Below are 17,880 nucleotides of genomic sequence, written 5' to 3'. Positions count from 1 at the left end.
GGGCTCATGGTGGCTGATGGGACGGCACACGCTGAAGCAACCGGACCCTGGGAGGCCGTGATCGGCCTGGAAACCCACGTGCAGCTCGGCACCGCCAGCAAGATCTTCACGGCCGCCTCCACCAGCTTCGGCGACGACCCCAACACCCACATCGACCCGGTGGTGCTGGGCCTGCCGGGCACGCTGCCGGTGCTCAATGAGAAGGTGCTGGAGTATGCGGTGAAGGCGTCCCTGGCGCTCAATCTGCAGGTGGCCGAGCACAGCAAGTTCGACCGCAAGCAGTATTTCTATCCCGATCTGCCGAAGAACTACCAGATCTCCCAGTTCGATCAGCCGATCGCCGAAAACGGCTGGATCGAGGTGGAAGTGGCCGAGAAGGGCAAGGACACCTACCTGAAGACGATCGGCATCGAACGGCTCCACATGGAGGAAGACGCCGGCAAGCTCGTGCACGCCGGCAGCGACCGTCTGGCGGGCAGCACCCACTCCTTGGTGGATTACAACCGCGCCGGTGTGGCGCTGGCCGAGATCGTCAGCAAGCCCGATCTGCGCACCGGCCGGGAGGCGGCGGAGTACGCCTCCGAGATCCGCCGGATCATGCGCTATCTAGGCGTCAGCGACGGCAACATGCAGGAAGGTTCGCTGCGCTGCGACGTCAACATCTCCGTGCGCCGCGGGCCCGATGAACCGTTCGGCGTGAAGGTGGAGATCAAGAACATGAACTCCTTCTCCGCCATCCAGAAAGCCTGCGATTACGAGATCGCGCGCCAGATCAAGGCGATCGAGGCTGGTGAGCCGATCCACCAGGAAACGCGGCTGTGGGATGAGAGCAAGCAGCTCACCAAGAGCATGCGCAGCAAGGAGGGCAGCAGCGACTACCGCTACTTCCCCGAGCCCGATCTCGGCCCGATCGAGGTCACTCCGGCGCGGCGCGAGGCCTGGCGGGCCGAACTGCCCGAGCTGCCGGCCGCCAAGCGTCACCGCTACGCCGAGCAGCTGGGGCTGTCGATCTACGACGCCCGCGTGCTGACCGAAGAGCGGGGGATGGCCGAATACTTCGAAGCGGCGGTGGCGGCCGGCGCCGATCCCAAAGGCGTGGCCAACTGGGTCACCGGCGACATCGCCGCCTATGTGAATGCCAATCGCCTCTCGCTGGCAGAGCTGCCGCTCAAGCCGGAGCAGCTGGCTGAGATGGTTCAGCTGATCGAATCCGGGGTGATCAGCGGCAAGATTGCCAAGGAACTGTTGCCGGAGCTGCTGGAGAAGGGCGGCTCCACCAAGGCGATCGTGGCCGAACGGGGCCTCGGCATGATCAGTGACCCGGCGGCGATCACGGCGATCGTGGAGGAGCTGCTGGCGGCCCATCCCGAGGAAGTGGCTGCCTTCCGTGGCGGCAAGAACAAACTGCAGGGCTTCTTTGTGGGGCAGCTGATGAAGCGCACCGGCGGCAAGGCCGACCCCAAGCTCGCCAACCAGATCCTGATCGCCAAGCTGAACGGCTGAGGTCCGAGCCTGAAGCCTCGCTGAGTGTTTCGGGCCTGGACACTCCCTGGGTCCACCGCCAGAGGGGAAGAGTCTGCTGGGTCGCTGGGGCTGCTTGGCGCTGAGCTTTGAGCCTCGCTGGGCCTGCTGTCCTGCTGAGCCACTGGCGTTGGGGTCCAACGGCTCTTCTAGCCGCACAGCCAGTCGCGTCGGCTGTTCCTTCAGCTGTGCTGAGCGCTGGTGACTCATGGAGTCGCCGGTCAGGTGCCTTGGCGTGCCACCTCCGGTAGGAGGCCCCCCGCCACGACGCTGCATCACAGCTCGCCTCCCCTCTGGCTGGCTCGCCGTGGCCCGGCCTGAAGCAAAGCCTGAGAAAAAGGTTTGCAAAGCCTGAGAGCACCATGTATGTTTGGTGTCGATTGGCACAGTCTTCCGGCCATTGCCCGGCTGCAGCCCTCCTCAGGCGGCCCACGTCCTGAAAGATCCATGAGAGCGGGTCTCTCAGTTCACGCCTGAAGGCCAGCCGTCGACTCCACGGCGTTTCCGCCCTCAGGGGTGCAGCACCCGCCGGCCCTTTCACGAAAACATCATCTGATTAGCAATGCCTGCAGCTTCCGACATTCGCGCCAGCCACGACCAGCGGTTTGGCACCTGGATCACCAACCCCGACACGCTGACCACTGCTCGCCCATCAGGCAACAGCATTACCGCAGGCATCCCTTGGGTTCACGTCGATTTTGACGGCCACGTAACCGGGCCGACTGAAACCACAACTGTGTCTCGCTATCAGGCAACAAACAGCAACTACACGCTGGATCAGCGTCGCCAGGTGCTTGAGGCCCTCGACAGCGCTTACGCTCCGTTCAACGTCAGGTTCACGACGGACCCCAATCCATTCCCCGGCGCCGGACCCTATGCCGGGAGGCTGCTGGTTGGGGGAACCATGACCAGAAACGGCCTTGGCCTTTTTGGCGTGCCTGGAATTGCCCGGTCAAACTCATTCAGAAGCGCAATCAGCAACCCTATCGCCGCCGTTCAGTGGAACACAAACCCACGGAGCACAAACCTACCGCTGACTGTTAGCTCAGTGGGTTTTTTCGCTGTTCACGAAATCGGCCACACGCTTGACTTTCGGCACAAAGGCCTGCTGGCTTCCAGCACGCAAGCAGCCGAGGAGTATTATGACGGGCACCTAACGGCGGCTGGTAATCGCTGGGTTCCATACATGGGGAAAGCCCCAGTCGGCGTGAATGTGTTTCCGCAGTGGAGCCAGGGCAGCTATTTCAGGAACGGTCGCCCCGCTTCAAACTCTGTCGATGAAGTGGCAGCCCTGACGGCCCGACTCGGCGCAAGGCCTGACGATTTCGCGGACACGATCACCGGCGCATTGCCCACTCGCAGTGTGGGTGACGGTCGGTTTGTATCTGGCACCATCGGCACCAGAAATGACGTGGACATTTTTAGGTTCCAATGGAACGGCGGGCCGCTCAGTCTTCGGGTTGATCCCGCTGGTGCTGTCATGGGGGCAGGGACGCAGATTGCCTTCGGCGCGACCGACGACGTAAGCGGCCTCAACTTACAGATGGACATTCTCAGCAGCAACGGCACCGTGGCGTTCACGTCATCGCCAACCAACAGCAAAGGCGCAGCTTTTACTGATCTAAACCTATCGGCTGGTACGTATTTTGTCCGCGTGGATGGTGTGGGGGAGGGCAGCTTCACCGGCGTCAATAGCACCGGCTTCGATGACTACGGATCTCTCGGCGGCTACACGCTGAGCGGACTGCTGTAATGAACGCCCGCCTCGCCCTCCAGGCCATCGCTCAGCGTGCCTTAGCGCAACGTGATGCCGACCGCCTGCGGGTTGCCCAGGAACTTGATGCTGCTGACGAACTCAACCACGATGGCCCGAAGCTCATCATCCTGATCGCCAAGCTGAACGGCTGAGGTCCGAGCCTGAAGCCTCGTTGGGCCTGCTGTCCTGCTGAGCCTCTGGCGTTGGGGTCCAACGGCTCTTCTAGCCGCACAGCCAGTTGCGTCGGCTGTTCCTTCAGGCGTGCTGAGCGCGGGTGGCTGATGGAGTCGCCGGTCAGGTGCCGTGGCGTCCCACCTCCGGTAGGAGGGCCTCCCCCGCCACCACGCTGCATCACAGCGCGCCTCCCCTCTGGCTGGCTCGCCATGGTCCGGCCTGAAGCAACGCATGATGAAAGGGTTTGTAAAATCTGAGAAAAGCATGTATGTTTCCTGGCGATTGGCCCACTCTTCCGGCCATTGCCCGACTGCAGCCCTCCTCAGGCGGCCCATGTCCTGAAAGATCCATGAGAGTGGGTCTCTCAGTTCACACCTGAAGGCTGGCCGTCGACTCCACGGCGCTTCCGCCCTCAGGGGTGCAGCACCCGCCGGCCCTTTCACGAATCTCCGCAGCGAACCCCACGTGACCACCGCTCGCCCCGGCCTCCCCGCCCCGTTCTCCCGCCCAACGGGGCAGCCGGTTGCCGTCAGCGCCGTTCTGGATGGCGCCGCTTCGTGTCTATTCGTGGTGTTCGCGATCAGCGCCCTCACGCTGTTCCTGCCGCTCGATCCCACCAATCCCACCTGGCAGCTGAGAGTGGTCGGCGGTGTGATCCAGGCCGCTCCCCTGGCTCTCGTGGGCTTTCTGCTGCTGCATGGGGCGGCCCATCTCGATCCGGAGCGTTCCCGCTACACGTTGCGATTGGCCACGGCGCGGCAGCGGGCCCTAGTGGCAGCCTTGGGCTTCGTCCTGCTGGTCCCCCTGCAGGCCACCGCTCTGTGGACACTGTTCACCGCAGATGCGGATCAGCTCGCCCAACGCAGGGCCAGCACTGAAGCCACGTTCGTGGCCCTGCGCAGCGCCGTCGGTGAGGCCACCACGCCCCAGGAGCTGCAGCGAGAGATGCGGGTGCTGCGGGGCCCGGCCATCAACGATCAGCAGCTGGATCAGCCGATCGCGGCCCTACGAACCCAGACCCTGCGCAATCTTGACCGCACCCAGGCGGTGATGGACCAGAAATTGCGTGGCCCCGATCAGAAGGGGATCATGGAGCTGGTACAGAACGGCATCCGGATTGGCGTGTCCGGGCTGGCCTTTGCCTTTGCCTTCGCGCTAGGCGCGCTCCAGTGCCGTCCTGCGAGCGCACGGCGGTGCCGAAGCGTCATGGGCGTTTTTTCCCGCCCGCGTTCGCATGACCTCGTGCCGTCTCGCGTGCCGGCCTCCTCCGTCACCACCCGGCGTTAAGCGTTTCCAGCCTGCTGCGGCTCCAGCCAGGTTTCACAGGCGAGCAAGGGCTTAGCGCCTTTCGCCCGTCGCCTCCAGCCCGAGCGCCCGCCCCAGCTGGCTCGCCAGGCTTTCGGCGCCTTGGCGGTTGTCGATCAGCACATCGGCAAGCGAGCGCTTGCGCTCCAGCGGCCACTGGGCAGCGATCCTGGCGTCGGCGTCGGCAGCCGTGGTGCCATCGCGCGCCAGCAGACGTGCCCGTTGTTCGGCTGGTTCACAGTCCACCAACCAGATTTCCGAGCAAAGCGACTCCAGGCCGGCCTCGAACAGGAGAGGGATCATCAGCACCACGGCCGGTTCCTCTGCAAGGCCCGCCAGCTCCTGGGTAAAGCGCTGGCGCACCAGCGGGTGCACCAATCCTTCCAGCCAACGGCGCTCCACTGGATCGCTGAACACCAGCCGACCGAGAGCCCGCCGATCGAGCGTCTCAGCGGGATCCGCTGCGGCACCTTCAGCACCTTCGGCACCGCCGTCTTCGCCCTGCCGCGGCACCAGCACCTGGGTGCCGAAGCGTGCCACCACGGCTTGGCTGCCGGCGGTTCCGGGAGCGAGCGCCTCCCTGGCGAAGAGGTCAGCATCAAGCACCGGCACTGCGAAGCGGGCCTGCAGCAACTGGGCCACGGTGCTCTTGCCCGTGGCGATGCCGCCAGTGAGGCCGATGCGGCGCTGGTGTGTGGCCATCAGGCTCGCCTCAAGTCGCAGGGTGACTGTGGAGCGCTGGTCTCACGCCGGCCCTCAACGGCTCGCTTCGGGGAACTCGAGCAGTCAGCTGACGCAGCATGTGCTTGAAGAGTTGAACGGTGAACCCACCGGCATCCTGTTGGCGGATAGCCATCGTTCCAGCGAGGCTGTAAACCAGCCAGCCCATCCTTACGCATTCGTGCCATCAGATTCATTGACTGTTTCGATCGTGAAATGCGCAGTGATGAGCTCAGTATTGAACTGCTCGATCGGACAATCCTTGATCGACGGCATTTTCTCTCCGGAAAGCACCCGGCACATCGCGCTTGAGTGCAGTTTCGACGGAATCACTCTAAAGCCAGCCACAATCAGGTGTCAACAGTGTTCGGTTTCGTTCAATCGCCACCTGAAAGCAATCTCAGGTCACCGGCTTTTTGTCGAAATAAATGACTATGGCTGCGGAACAAGCTAGCGCCAAAGACCACTCAAGTTCATGCCAGTTCATGCCGGCCAGGGTGTGGCTGCATGCTTTTCATCATGTGCTCAAGTGGTTTGCCCAGGCCCCGCGCCCCCGGCTGGCCGCCTGCCGCCCCCGAAGATGGCAACAGCTCCAACAGGCGCCCCATGACCCGCATCCCCGCCCCCTGGCAGCCCGTGCCCGGCGGTCTCACCGCCCCCAGCGGTTTCCTGGCGGCCGGCAGCACGGCCGGGCTGAAGGCCTCCGGCAAGCCCGATCTCTCCCTGTTGCTGGCACCGGCAGGGGCGGTGTGCGCCGGCAGCTTCACCACCAACCGGGTGCGCGCTGCCTGCGTGGATCTCTGTGAGCAGCGGCTGGCGGCCAGCGGCGGCCGGGCCCGCGCCGTGCTCACCAATTCAGGCCAGGCCAACGCCTGCACCGGCGCGCGCGGCCTGGCCGACAGCCTCACCGCCACCGCCGCCCTCGCCGCCCGGCTGGAGCTGGCGCCGGAGCAGGTGCTGATCTGCTCCACCGGGGTGATCGGCGTGCCGATCCCGATGGACCCATTGATCGCGGGCCTCGATCCGCTGGTGGCGGCCCTCAGCCCCGAGGGCGGCGCCGCCGCCGCCACGGCGATCCTCACCACCGACCTGGTCGACAAGCAGATCGCCCTGGAGGCCAACCTGGGCGGGCGGCGCGTGCGCCTCGGCGGCATGGCCAAAGGCTCGGGGATGATCCACCCCGCCATGGCCACCATGCTGGGCTATCTCAGCTGCGATGTCGGTGTACCGGCCGAGCTGTGGCGGGGCATGGTGCAGCGGGCGGTCGACCGCTCCTTCAACGCGATCACGGTGGATGGCGACACCAGCACCAACGACACGTACCTGGCCTTTGCCGCCGGTGAACCCCTGAGCCCCGAGCACTACGAGGCGCTGGAGGCCGGCCTCACGGCGGTGTCGCAGCACCTGGCCCGGGCGATCGCCCGCGACGGCGAAGGCGCCAGCTGCCTGATCGAGGTGCAGGTGGAAGGGGCCGCCAGCGAGGCCGGCGCCCGCGCCATCGCCCGCACCATCTGCGGCTCCTCGCTGGTGAAGTGCGCCATTCACGGCCGCGATCCGAACTGGGGCCGCATCGTGGCGGCGGCGGGCCGCGCCGACGTGCCCTTCGATCCCGAGTCCGTGGCGCTCTGGCTGGGGGCGCACCAACTGATGGCCGCTGGCCAGCCCCTGCCCTTCGATCGCCCGGCCGCCTCCCGCTACATGGCCGATCGCGCCGCCGGCGCCTATCTCGATGACGACACCGTGGCCATCCGGCTGGTGGTGGGCGACGGCCCCGGCCACGGCCTGGCCTGGGGCTGCGACCTTTCGGATCAATACGTGCGCATCAACGCCGACTACACCACCTGAATCCCGCTGGCACTAGCGGTTTGCGCGAATCTTGCCGGCATTAGATCGCTAAGGTCAGCGCACCGATTCCTGGCCCGATGGCGATTCAGCTGCGTGAATCCCGGATGCATGTCATCCGCTGGATTCTCACCACCGGCTGGCTGTTGATCATCGCCTCGCTGTTCTTCGACCCCTGGAGCGCCGCGCTCACCGATCCGGGCCACCCCTGGAGCCCGTTGCGTCTGAGTGAGGCCTGTGTGCCGGTGCAGGACCGCTGCCTGGGCGAGCAGCCTTATCCGCTCGGCACCACCCTCTTCTGGGGGGCGGTGGTGCCCTCGGGAATCTTCATCCTGCTGGTGTTCGGCCATGAGCTGTGGCGACGCATCTGCCCGCTCTCCTTCCTCTCCCAGATCCCTCGCGCCCTGGGCCTGCAGCGCCAGATCGCCAAGCTCAATCCCCGCACCGGCGAGCGGCGCCCCCAGCTGGCCAAGGTGCCCGCCGATTCCTGGCTGGCCCGCCACTACTCGAGCGTGCAGTTCGGCTGGCTGTTCGCGGGCCTCTGCGGCCGCATCCTTTTCTTCAATGCGGATCGCCTGGTGCTGGCCGCCTGGCTGCTGGGCACGATCGCAGTGGCGATGCTGGTGGGTTGGCTGTACGGCGGCAAGGCCTGGTGCCAGTACTTCTGCCCGATGGCGCCGGTGCAGAGCGTGTTCTCCGCCCCCTCCGGGCTGCTGGGCAGCAAGGCGCACCTGAGCGAGCAGCCGATCACCCAGTCGATGTGCCGCACCACGCTGCCCGATGGCAGCGAGCAGAGCGCCTGTGTGGCCTGCCAGCAACCCTGCATCGACATCGACGCCGAGCGCATGTACTGGGCGCGGATCACCACACCGGCCTTCGCCTTCGAGCGTTATGGCTATGTGGGGCTGGTGCTGGGCTACTTCCTCTATTACTACCTGTACGCCGGCAACTGGGAGTACTACTTCTCCGGGATCTGGGTCCGCCAGAGCGACCAGCTCGCCACCCTGCTCAGCCCCGGGCTGTTCCTGTTCGGCCAGGCCATCCCCATCCCCCGCCTGGTGGCGGTGCCCCTGGTGCTGGGGCTGTTCACCTGGCTGGGGGTGGTGGTGGGGCGCTGGATCGAAGCCGGTGCGCGCTCCCGCGAACGGCGCCTTGCCGCCCGCAGCGGTGCCATGCCACTGTCGCCGGAGCAGCTCCGCCACCGCATCTTTGTGGTGGCCACCTTTCTGGTGTTCAACTTCTTTTTTCTGTTTGCGGGTCGGCCGCTGCTGCGGCTGCTGCCGCCCTGGGTGCAATACCTCTTCGACGGCGCCCTGGTGGCCTTCAGCACGCTGTGGGTGTACAAGGCCTGGCGCCGCAACCCCGAGATCTACAGCCGCGAGAACCTGGCCAGCCGCTTCCGCAAGCAACTGGAGCGCCTCCAGCTCGATGTGGGCCGCTTCCTCGATGGCCGCACCCTCGGCGACCTCAACGCCCACGAGGTGTATGTGCTGGCCAAGGTGCTGCCGGGCTTCAGCAGCGAGAAACGCCACGAGGCCTACAAGGGCGTGGTGCGTGAGGCGCTTGAGGAGGGCTACGTGAGTGTGGCCACCAGCCTGGAGGTGCTGCAGCAGATGCGCCGCGAGCTCGGCATCTCCGATGAGGAGCACGAGCAGCTGCTCGAAGAGCTGGGGGTGGAGGATCCCACCCTGCTCGATCCCGCCAACCGCCGCAGCCTGGAGGATCAGGTGCGGCTCAGCGGCTACCGCAAGTCGCTCGATCGACTGATGCGGCTGCAGAGCCGTGCGCAGGAGCAGGGCGACACCAAGGCGATCCGCTCGCTGCGTCGCCGCTACGGCATCACCGCCGCGGAGGAGGAGGAGATTCTGGGCGGGCTGTCGCCGCAGGCCAGCGCCGCCCAGAAGGCTGAGGTGCTGCTGCAGCGCCTGCCGGAACTGATCGAGGCCTTCCGCGCCCTGCAGCAGCCGTCGCTGCCGGAGGCGCCGGTGGTGCGCGCCCTGCTCAGCGGGCACATCCGCCACCGGGAACAGCTGAGCCTGCGGGCGATCCTGTGGGCCCTGGCCACCCTGCAGCAGGATCCTGCCGTGCCCGCCCTGGTGGCAGATCTGCAGAAGCTCTCGCCATTGGTGCTGCTGGAGCTGCTGGAGCAGGAGCCGTGGCAGCAGCGCCTGCCGGCGGAGGTGCTGGCGGCACTCACCCAGCCGGGCACAGGCGCCAGCTGCTCGCTGGTGGTTCCCCTGCCGGTCACCCTGCACCACCTCGACACCCTGCTGCAGGACCGCAACCCGCTGATCCAGGCCTCCGCCCTGTTCCTGATCGCCCGGCTGGACGGCCCGAAGGGCCAGGCCCAGGCAGCGGCGCTGCGCGGTGGCGCGTCCGCCCCGCTGCTGGCAAACACGGCCGAGCGCCTGCTGGCCCAGGGCGATACGCCGTCCAGCCTCGAGGCCTGCCCTGAGCTCGAAAAGCGGGTGGTGCTGGCCACCTGCGAGGCGTTCCGCGGCCTCCACCTCGACACCATCAACGCCCTGGCGGAGGTCTCTGAGCTGCGCCGTTACAGCGCCGGCGCCCTGATCACCGAAACCGGCGACACCTGCCGCGAACTGCTGTTGCTGATCGAAGGCGAAGCCCTGGTGCACTACCGCGATGGCGACCCCAGCGCTGATGGCCCAGGCACCCGGCAGGAGCGCTTCCGGCCGGGCCAGATGCTCGATGAGCTCGAGGTGCTCACCCACAGCGCCACTGAGAACACGATCACGGCGGCGCAGGAGGGCACGCGCCTGCTGGCGGTGCCAGTGGATGGCTTCGATGCCCTGCTCGATCGCGATCAGGACTTCGCCAAGCGCGTGCTCGAACTCGAAACGCGTCAGCTGCAGCGCTTCATGGGCACCCTGCCTGCTGCGGTGGCCGGCTGAGCGCCGTCACCCCCCTGCAAGCACTGTGCCCACTGGATCAGCCGAACACATTCAGGAAGCGCTGGATGATCACCGCATTGCTGATGTCCACGAAGAAGCCCGATACCAGCGGCACCACGATGAACGCCCGCCGTGCGGCCCCATACTTCTGCGCCACCGCCGACATGTTCGCCATCGCCGTGGGTGTGGCCCCAAGTGAAATGCCGCCGAAACCGGCGCAGATCACGGCCGCTTCGTAATCGCGGCCCATCACACGGAACACCACGAACAGCGCGAACAGGAACGACACCACGAACTGGGCGGTGAGGATGGCGATGATCGGGCCCGCCAGCGAGGCGATGGTCCACAGCTGCAGGCTCATCAGCGACATTGTCAGGAAGATGCCCAGGGCGATGTCGGACACGATGGCCAGGGATCGTGCCGGCGCCAGCTCGCGCACCTTCACCAACCGCGGCACGGTGTTGGTGAGAAAGATCGCCGCGAACAGGCAGCACACGAACAGGGGCAGATTGCTGCCCACGGCCTGCAATCCCTCGAAGAGCAGTTCACCCAGGCCCAGGCTCATGTTGAGCCAGAAGAGGGTCCGCAGCAGCGTGAAGTAGGTGACCCGTTCGAGCGCGTTGCTCTCGGCGGCGGCGTCTTCCACCACGCAGGGAGTGGGCTGGAGCTTGTTGCGCTGGATCAGCAGCCGGGCGATCGGCCCGCCCATCAGCGAGGCGAGCACCAGGCCGAAGGTGGCGCAGGCCACGCCGATTTCCAACGCATTGCTGATGCCGTGCGTTTCCGCGAAGCGGGGAGCCCAGGCGATGGCGGTGCCGTGGCCGCCCAGCAGCGATACCGAGCCGCCCAGCACCCCCACCAGGGGATTCAGGCCCAGCACTGTGGCTACGCCGATGCCGGTGAGGTTCTGCAGCAGCATGAACACCACCGTGGTGGCGATCAGGATCAGCAGGGGTCGTCCGCCGGAGAGCAGGGTGCGGATGTCAGCGTTGAGGCCGATCGCCGCAAAGAAATAGAGCAGCAGAAAATCACGGGTGAGCAGGTTGAAACCGATCTCCAGCCCGGAAATCGCATGAACCACCGCCAGCAGCACACACACCAGCAGGCCACTGGTCACAGGCTCGGGAATGTTGAACTCCCTCAGAAAGGCCACCTTCCGGTTCAACCAGCGGCCGACCGCCAGCACCACGATGGCGATGTTGAACGTGGCGAAGCTCTCGAATTGCATGGCGGGTGGGGATCAGGGCAGGAGTGGCTCAGGCCGGCCGTCGCCTCAGTCGCATCCCTGCACGGAGATCCGGTAACTGAAACCCACGGCTGCGGGCCTGGTGCTGGAGCCCACCCGGAAGTTCATCAGGTTGGTGCGCTTGCCCGGCACCGCCTGAAACGGGCCGAACTTCCGGCCGGTACCCGGTTCAAAGGTGGGGGTTTCATTCACCACCTGCAGGCTGGTGCCATCGGTGAAGCGCATGAAGGCGGCCACCGGGAAGGTGGCCCGTTCGGTCGAGGCCGACGTGAAGAAGAACTGATAGCTACGGAAGGGCTGGTCCACGATGAAATCGGTGTTCCAGTTGGTGCGGCCCAGCAGCCGGTCGGGGCCGATCCGCTTGGACACCACCGGCTCGCCGCTGCCGCCGAGCGGCATCAGAAAGCGGCAGCGGGCCTCGGCGCTGGTGGTGCTGGCGGCGGCCACCATCAAGGCGGTGAGCAGGATCGGTGGGATCAGGCGCATCGAAACCATGGGAGAGCTCGCATCCAGGCAGCAGCATGGCAGTCTGCTGGAGATGCTCAGATCCCGGCACCTGAAGCGAGGAACCCGTGAACCGAGGGGAACCAGGAGCGAGGGCCACCTGCACAGGGGAACGCCTAGATCGTGGTGCTCGCTGCTCGTGACAGAGCCTGCGGCAAGACTCTTCAGCGAAGAGGCTCAGTGCAGACGTTCAGCGCGGAGCTTCAGTGCAGAGGCTCCACCCTTACTCGTCTCCGCCCCTACTCATCGCCTGCGGGTGTGAGAGCGATGGCCTCCTGCTGCTGGCGTTCCGTATGGAGCCAGAGGGCAATCATGCCCGCGATCGGGATGGCTAGAAACACCCCCAGCAGACCAGCGACCCGCTGACCGATGAAGAGCGAGAGAAAGAGCAGCACCGGATTGAGCTCCATCGCCCTGCCCATCACCCTGGGGCGCACGATGTTGTCCTGAATCTGGCCGAGCAGCAGCGAAGCGATCAAGGCCCGCAGGCCGATCTCTCCTCCCTGGGAGGCAAAGACCATCACCGAGACCAGCACGATGCCGAGGGTGGCCCCGATGCCGGGGATCACATCCAGAACCCCCACGATCACCGCCAGGATCAGGCTGTACTTCACACCCAGCAGGGGAAAAACCACAGCCGTCGAGACGGTCAGAAACACCATCAGCAGCAGCTGACCACGGATGAACCCCAGCACGCTCTGCAGAAAGGTGTGGGCAAAACGATCCCGGTGGGCTTCCGGAATCAGCCGCAGAAACCCTTTCCAGAGCTTCTCCCCATCGATCAACATGTAGAGGCTGATCACCGCACCGAAAATCCCGGTGAACACACCGGAGAACACGGTCTGCAGCAACCCCAGCCCCGTCAGCAATCCCTCCTGCAGCAGGGAGGTGATTCTGTCGAATCCATAGGCTTCGAGGTAGCCGTGCAGAGGCGTGAGATCCTGCTGCTTCATCCTGCTCTGCAGATCCAGCACCAGGCCCTGGCCCTGGTTCAGCACCTGCAGGCCAATGCCGGTGACGAAACCGATCAGGAGGAGCAGGGCGCTGAGAGAAACGATGGCAATCGCCCATCCCCGTGGCAGATAGCGGCTCAGCCAGGTCACCGGGATGTTGAGCAGCGCCGCCACGATGGCGGCAGCGGTGAACACCGCAATCGTGCCTGAGAAGTAGTCGAAGATCAGCACCGTGACGCCAACGCAGGCCACCAGCAGGAGATACCGCACGAGATTCGTGGTGCTGATCATTGGTGGCTCTCTGCCCTGGAGGCGAACAGGTTCAGGCCCAGGGCTTCCGAGAGAAAACGGGCCGTGAGCTGGCCGCGCACGCTGTTGCCCGCCTCATCGAGCGGTGGCGCGTAGGTGGCCAGGCCACCCTTGCCCGGTGCCACCGTGATCATGCCGCCGGCCACGCCGCTCTTGCCGGGCAGGCCGGTGGCGTAGAGCCAGTCGCCGGAGGTTTCGTAGAGCCCGGCGGTGACCATCACCGCCAGCACGTGCTGGCAATGGATGGCATCGATCACCTGCTCCCCTGTGATCGGCTGGCGCCCGCCGTTGGCCAGCGTGGCCGCCATCACGGCCAGGTCGGCACTGGTGACCCGCAGCGAGCATTGACGGGTGTAGAGATCGGTGGCCTCTTCCGGATCCCACCAGAGGCGCTGCTGAGCGCTCAGCAGGCTGGCGATGCCGGTATTGCGGCGGTTGGTGGCCAGCTCGGAGCTGTACACCTCTTCATCCACCTCCAGTGGCCGGCCGGCGAAGCGGGAGAAGCCGGCCTCGATGAAGGCCCACTTCTCCTCGGGCGTGGTGCCTGGCGCCAGGCTGGTGGCGGCGATGGCGCCGGCATTCACCATCGGATTGGAGAGCCCTTCGCTGCTCCGCTCCACCGCCAGCACCGAATTGAAGGGCAGCCCGGTGCTGTTCACCCCCAGTTTTTCGCGGGCTTCGTCTTCACCGATCGCCTGGCAGATGAGCGCGAACTGAAACGGCTTCGAGATGCTCTGGATGCTGAAGGAGGCGCGGGAATCGCCCGCTTCGATCAGCTGCCCGCCGCAGCCGGCCACGCAGATGCCGAACTGCTCGGCATCGGCGGCGGCCAGGGCGGGGATGTAATCGGCCACCTTGCCCTCTCGCACCGGCGCAAAGCGCTGATGCGCCTCCAGCACCAGTGCCTCCACCACCTCGGCGGAGGGCAGGTGGCCGGTGGAGATCCACTCGGAAACGGTGTGCATGGGTGAACGGCTGGTGGTGGGGCGGTGGCGACCGGCGCGTCAGGCCGCGTCCAGGTTCTGCTCCCAGACGAAGCTGGGCAGCCGGTGCAGGGCTTCCCGCTGGGCGCTGCTCCAGGTGTCGATCATGGCGGCCAGTTCCGGCGCCTCCGCCTCGAAGGTGACGCGATGGGCCACCGAGTGCTTGTTGCGGGGCACGATCGCCAGCTCAAACGGCGGGCCAACGGTGAGGTTGGAGCGGTGGGTGAGTACTTCCGAGATCAGGCAGAGCCGGGCGGCATCCTCCAGCGACAGATTGGTGGAGCCCACATTGTCGAGCGGCGGCTTGCCGTACTTCGATTCACCGATCTGGAGATAGGGGGTCTGCGGCGTGGCCATCACCGCATTCCCCTGGGGGTACACCATGAACAGGCCGTGGGGTTCGGTGCCGATCTGCCCGCCCAGGATGAAGGTGGCCTCGGCACTGGTGCCCGCCTGCTGCAGAGCGGCCCGGTGCTTCTCCTGCACCGCCACGCTCACCGCGCCGATGTAGTTGGCCGCTTCGAACAGGTAGTGGCAGGAACGCAGGTCCTCACCAGTGCTGGCTTGGCTAGCGATCTCCTGGTCAAGGTCGCGCTGGATGTGGTTCACCACCGCCTGAGTGGTGGCGAGATTGCCGGCGGCCAGCAGCACGAACAGCCGATCGGAGGCCGGCTGAAACACAACCATCTTGCTATAGCTGGAAATATAATCAACTCCGGCATTCGTGCGGGAATCAGAAGCAAAAACCAACCCTTTCTCCAGCCAGTAACCGATGCAATAGGTCACCTTGAATGGTCTGCAAGAGCAGCAAAACCCTAGCGTCGAGGGAGATGTGAGCCACAGGACATCGCCAAGATTCCGCCGCTGTGCTCAGCGATCCGCCCAGCCCACGGTCTGGCACCCAAACGGTCACCTGCCGGCCAGCCGTGGCGGCTCCGCACAGGCACGGGCAGGATGGGGGCCTTCCAACCGTGACCAATGACCCAGGCCGGTGCGCGTCGCAGGTCAAAGCGTCCCGCCAGGGGCGCCGACGCCGATTCCGCCGGCCGCTCCGGCGCACGAACTCCCGGCGCCCGCCCGCCGGCCCAGCCCCCTATTCCCGGCTGGACGCTGGCGCTGGTGGCGGGAGTTGCCTTCGGGCTCGGCTACGGCCTCACCGGGCGCCTGCTCGATCTCCGTCCCGATGGCACGGCCCGCCTTGGTGAGAGCTTTGAAGTGAGGCCCACCCCTGGCACCAGCCTGGAGAGCCTGCGCATGCGCTTCGGCACCCCCAGCGAAGCGGTCGAAGACCTGGGCCTGCTGGAGCAGGAGCAGCGCCGCCGCGAGGAACAAGAGAAGCGCGAGGCTGCGGCCCGGGCCACCCCGGCGCCCGCCGACCCGAAGGCCAGCACCCGCGAGGAGCCGGTGCCGGAAGCGCCGCTGTTGCCGGCCGAGCCGCCACCTCCTTCCGATTCGGTGATCACGCCCACTGAGCCGCCGGCGGCGGCGGATCCCAACGGCACAACGCCCTGATCTGCCACAGTTTCGCCAACCAACGGCCCCCGCATGAGCGCGCCCCAATCCATCGTTCAGGCCGCCATCAACAGGTTGGGTGCCCGGCTTGGCAGCAGCCTGGTGGAAACCGCCGCAGCCCTGGCGGTGCTTGCCCAGGAGGCGCCCGAGCGGCTGCGCCAGGAATGGAGCCTCTTCCTGGAAGAGGTGGAGGCGGAGGCGGAGCGGCTGGAAACCGATCCGGCGGCTGGGTCGGCGTCGGCATCAGGCGTTGCTTCCGGCGCCATGGACGCGCAGTCGGTGGCCACTGCCGCCTGGGGCACGCCTCAGGAGCAGATCGATGCCCTGCGGGCCCAGGTGGCGCGCCTGTCGCGCCGCCTTGAGGACCGGCCCTGATGGGGCGCCTGCTGCAAGGGTGGCGGGGCCTGTCCCGTTCGTTGCGCATCTGGCGCGGCGTGCTGCAGCTGTTGGCCGGGCTGTGGCTGGATGGCCGGGCCTGGTCGTACCGGGGTAAGGGGCCGCCGAGCGCGGAGCATCGGGCTGTGCGTCAGCGCCAGCGTGCCCGCTGGCTCACCAACGAGCTGCTCAGCCTGGGATCGGCCTTCATCAAGTTGGGCCAGCTGCTCTCGGCTCGCCCCGATGTGCTGCCCGCCGGCTGGGTGGAGGAGTTGGCGCACCTGCAAGACAGGGTGCCCGCTTTCCCCTTCGCCACCGTGCAGCGGCTGCTGGAGGAGGAACTGGGCGAGCGCTGCAACGAGATCATCGATCTGGCGGAGCTGCCGCTCGGCTCCGCCAGCCTGGCCCAGGTGCACCGCGCCAGCCTGCGCAGCGGTCGCCAGGTGGTGTTCAAGATCCAGCGGCCGGGGCTGGAGCGGCTGTTCCGGCTCGATCTGGAGGTGATGCAGCAGGTGGCGGCGGTGCTGCAGCGCCATCCCCGCTGGGGCCAGGGCCGTGACTGGGTCTCGATCGCTCAGGAATGCCGGCGCGTGTTACTGCGGGAACTCGACTTTCGCCTCGAAGCTGAACATGCCGCCCGCTTCCGCCAGCAGTTTCTGGATGATCCCGGCATCCGTATTCCGGCGGTGATCTGGGAACTGAGCACCCGCCGGGTGCTCTGCCTCGATTATCTCCCCGGCATCAAGATCAACGACCGCCCCGCCTTGGTTGAGGCGGGCATCGATCCTGCGGCGGTGGCGGAAAAGGGGGCGGCCAGTTATCTCCAGCAGCTGGTGCGTTTCGGCTTTTTCCACGCCGATCCCCATCCCGGCAACCTGGCGGTGGCCAGCGATGGCGCCCTCATCTATTACGACTTCGGCATGATGGGCCAGCTCTCCTCGCGCCTGCGCGGGCGGCTGGGCCGCATGGTGCGGGCCGCTGCCGCCCGCGACGCCGGCGCCCTCGTGGAAGAGATGCAGGGGGCGGGCGTCATCGCCGCCGGCATCGACGCCGGCCCGGTGCGGCGCCTGGTGCGGGTGATGCTCACCGAGGCGCTGACGCCGCCTTTCTCCGCCAATGTGCTGGAGAAGCTCTCCGGCGACCTCTACGACCTGGTGTATGGCCAGCCGTTCCGCCTGCCGGCGGAGCTGATCTTCGTGATGCGCGCCCTCTCCACCTTCGAGGGGGTCGGCCGCAGCCTCGACCCCACCTTTAGCCTGGTGGCCATTGCCCGCCCTTACCTCCTCCCCCTGATGACCTCCGGCGGCACTGGACCCAACGATTTCCTCGGCGAACTGGGCCGCCAGGCCGGCGAGCTCAGCAGCCGCGCGCTGGGTCTGCCCCGCCGCCTGGAAGACAGCCTTTCACGTCTGGAGCAGGGAGATCTCCAGGTGCAGATGCGTGCCGGCGAAACCGACCGCATCCTGCGCCGCCTCGCCACCGCCCAGCAGGCGGCAGGTCAGTCGTTCTTGCTCGGAGGCCTGGCGGTGTCTGCGGCCTTGCTGGGCGCCAGCGCCAGGCCGGCCCTGGTGGCGGTGCCGTTGGTGGCGGCGTTGCCGGTCACGCTCAGTTGGCTGAAGCTGCAGGGCCGCCTGCGTCGCGATGGACGCCTGGAAAAACTTCCCGGCGCAGGCGGGTAGATGAACGGCGCAGCCGGTGATGAAGGTATCGGTGAAGATGCTTCGATCGGCACCCTGCTTTCTTGATCGTTCGGAAGGATTTGGGGCTC

The 17,880-nt window shown here is 66.4% G+C and carries 15 protein-coding genes; 9 read left to right on the top strand and 6 right to left on the bottom strand.

Features of this window, described 5'->3' with window-relative positions; all coding sequences use genetic code 11:
- Positions 1–6: 6 nt before the first annotated feature.
- The 4 genes from gatB to KBZ19_RS05850 all read left to right on the top strand — a co-directional run bounded on the left by gatB (position 7) and on the right by KBZ19_RS05850 (position 4,738).
- Entirely contained in the window at positions 7–1,503 is a 1,497-nt protein-coding gene (gatB, locus tag KBZ19_RS05865; protein ID WP_094512113.1) for an Asp-tRNA(Asn)/Glu-tRNA(Gln) amidotransferase subunit GatB, read from the top strand.
- A 580-nt stretch (positions 1,504–2,083) separates the two neighbouring features.
- On the top strand, positions 2,084–3,274 hold the full coding sequence (locus KBZ19_RS05860; RefSeq protein ID WP_255100194.1) for a hypothetical protein: 1,191 nt from the start codon (positions 2,084–2,086) through the stop codon (positions 3,272–3,274).
- Positions 3,274–3,429 carry a hypothetical protein gene (locus tag KBZ19_RS05855; RefSeq protein ID WP_255100193.1) on the top strand — a complete coding sequence of 52 codons (156 nt, stop codon included), beginning with the start codon at positions 3,274–3,276 and terminating at the stop codon, positions 3,427–3,429. The genes KBZ19_RS05860 and KBZ19_RS05855 overlap by 1 nt, the downstream gene beginning before the upstream one ends.
- Before the next feature lie 487 nt (positions 3,430–3,916).
- Positions 3,917–4,738, top strand: coding sequence for an HpsJ family protein (locus tag KBZ19_RS05850; protein WP_255100192.1), 822 nt, complete (start codon positions 3,917–3,919; stop codon positions 4,736–4,738).
- Positions 4,739–4,789: 51 nt separating this feature from the next.
- Here the strand turns inward: KBZ19_RS05850 and coaE are convergent, their stop codons facing one another.
- Positions 4,790–5,458: a dephospho-CoA kinase gene (gene coaE / locus KBZ19_RS05845; protein ID WP_255100191.1), complete on the bottom strand. Its 669-nt coding sequence runs from the start codon at positions 5,456–5,458 to the stop codon at positions 4,790–4,792.
- A 624-nt stretch (positions 5,459–6,082) separates the two neighbouring features.
- On the opposite strand from coaE, the gene argJ reads away from it, so the two are divergent.
- Complete coding sequence (gene argJ / locus KBZ19_RS05840) at positions 6,083–7,321, top strand: bifunctional glutamate N-acetyltransferase/amino-acid acetyltransferase ArgJ (RefSeq protein WP_255100190.1); 1,239 nt, start codon at positions 6,083–6,085, stop codon at positions 7,319–7,321.
- Between the two features lie 104 nt (positions 7,322–7,425).
- On the top strand, positions 7,426–10,230 hold the full coding sequence (locus KBZ19_RS05835) for a cyclic nucleotide-binding domain-containing protein (RefSeq protein WP_255100189.1): 2,805 nt from the start codon (positions 7,426–7,428) through the stop codon (positions 10,228–10,230).
- Between the two features lie 37 nt (positions 10,231–10,267).
- Here the strand turns inward: KBZ19_RS05835 and gltS are convergent, their stop codons facing one another.
- The 5 genes from gltS to KBZ19_RS05810 all read right to left on the bottom strand — a co-directional run bounded on the left by gltS (position 10,268) and on the right by KBZ19_RS05810 (position 14,912).
- Complete coding sequence (gltS, locus tag KBZ19_RS05830) at positions 10,268–11,458, bottom strand: sodium/glutamate symporter (RefSeq protein WP_094512090.1); 1,191 nt, start codon at positions 11,456–11,458, stop codon at positions 10,268–10,270.
- 45 nt (positions 11,459–11,503) lie between these two features.
- Positions 11,504–11,971, bottom strand: coding sequence for a hypothetical protein (locus KBZ19_RS05825; RefSeq protein ID WP_315855870.1), 468 nt, complete (start codon positions 11,969–11,971; stop codon positions 11,504–11,506).
- Positions 11,972–12,219: 248 nt separating this feature from the next.
- Complete coding sequence (locus KBZ19_RS05820) at positions 12,220–13,224, bottom strand: AI-2E family transporter (protein ID WP_255100188.1); 1,005 nt, start codon at positions 13,222–13,224, stop codon at positions 12,220–12,222.
- Positions 13,221–14,207: a glutaminase A gene (gene glsA, locus KBZ19_RS05815; protein ID WP_255100187.1), complete on the bottom strand. Its 987-nt coding sequence runs from the start codon at positions 14,205–14,207 to the stop codon at positions 13,221–13,223. The genes KBZ19_RS05820 and glsA overlap by 4 nt, the downstream gene beginning before the upstream one ends.
- Positions 14,208–14,246: 39 nt before the next feature.
- Complete coding sequence (locus KBZ19_RS05810) at positions 14,247–14,912, bottom strand: 20S proteasome subunit A/B (protein WP_255100186.1); 666 nt, start codon at positions 14,910–14,912, stop codon at positions 14,247–14,249.
- A gap of 291 nt (positions 14,913–15,203) precedes the next feature.
- Between KBZ19_RS05810 and KBZ19_RS05805 the strand changes: the two genes are divergently transcribed.
- Genes KBZ19_RS05805 through KBZ19_RS05795 form a run of 3 tightly spaced genes read left to right on the top strand, consistent with a single transcriptional unit; the run spans position 15,204 to position 17,791 of the window.
- Positions 15,204–15,737, top strand: coding sequence for a hypothetical protein (locus tag KBZ19_RS05805; RefSeq protein ID WP_255100185.1), 534 nt, complete (start codon positions 15,204–15,206; stop codon positions 15,735–15,737).
- A 33-nt stretch (positions 15,738–15,770) separates the two neighbouring features.
- Entirely contained in the window at positions 15,771–16,112 is a 342-nt protein-coding gene (locus tag KBZ19_RS05800) for a hypothetical protein (protein ID WP_255100184.1), read from the top strand.
- Positions 16,112–17,791, top strand: coding sequence for an AarF/ABC1/UbiB kinase family protein (locus KBZ19_RS05795; protein WP_255100183.1), 1,680 nt, complete (start codon positions 16,112–16,114; stop codon positions 17,789–17,791). Before KBZ19_RS05800 ends, KBZ19_RS05795 begins: the two co-directional genes overlap by 1 nt.
- Positions 17,792–17,880: the final 89 nt, after the last annotated feature.

The sequence above is a fragment of the Synechococcus sp. L2F genome (assembly GCF_024345695.1).
GTDB lineage: Bacteria > Cyanobacteriota > Cyanobacteriia > PCC-6307 > Cyanobiaceae > MW101C3.
Note: the sequence above shows the minus strand (reverse complement) of the source record. Positions and strands in the feature narration are given on the sequence as shown.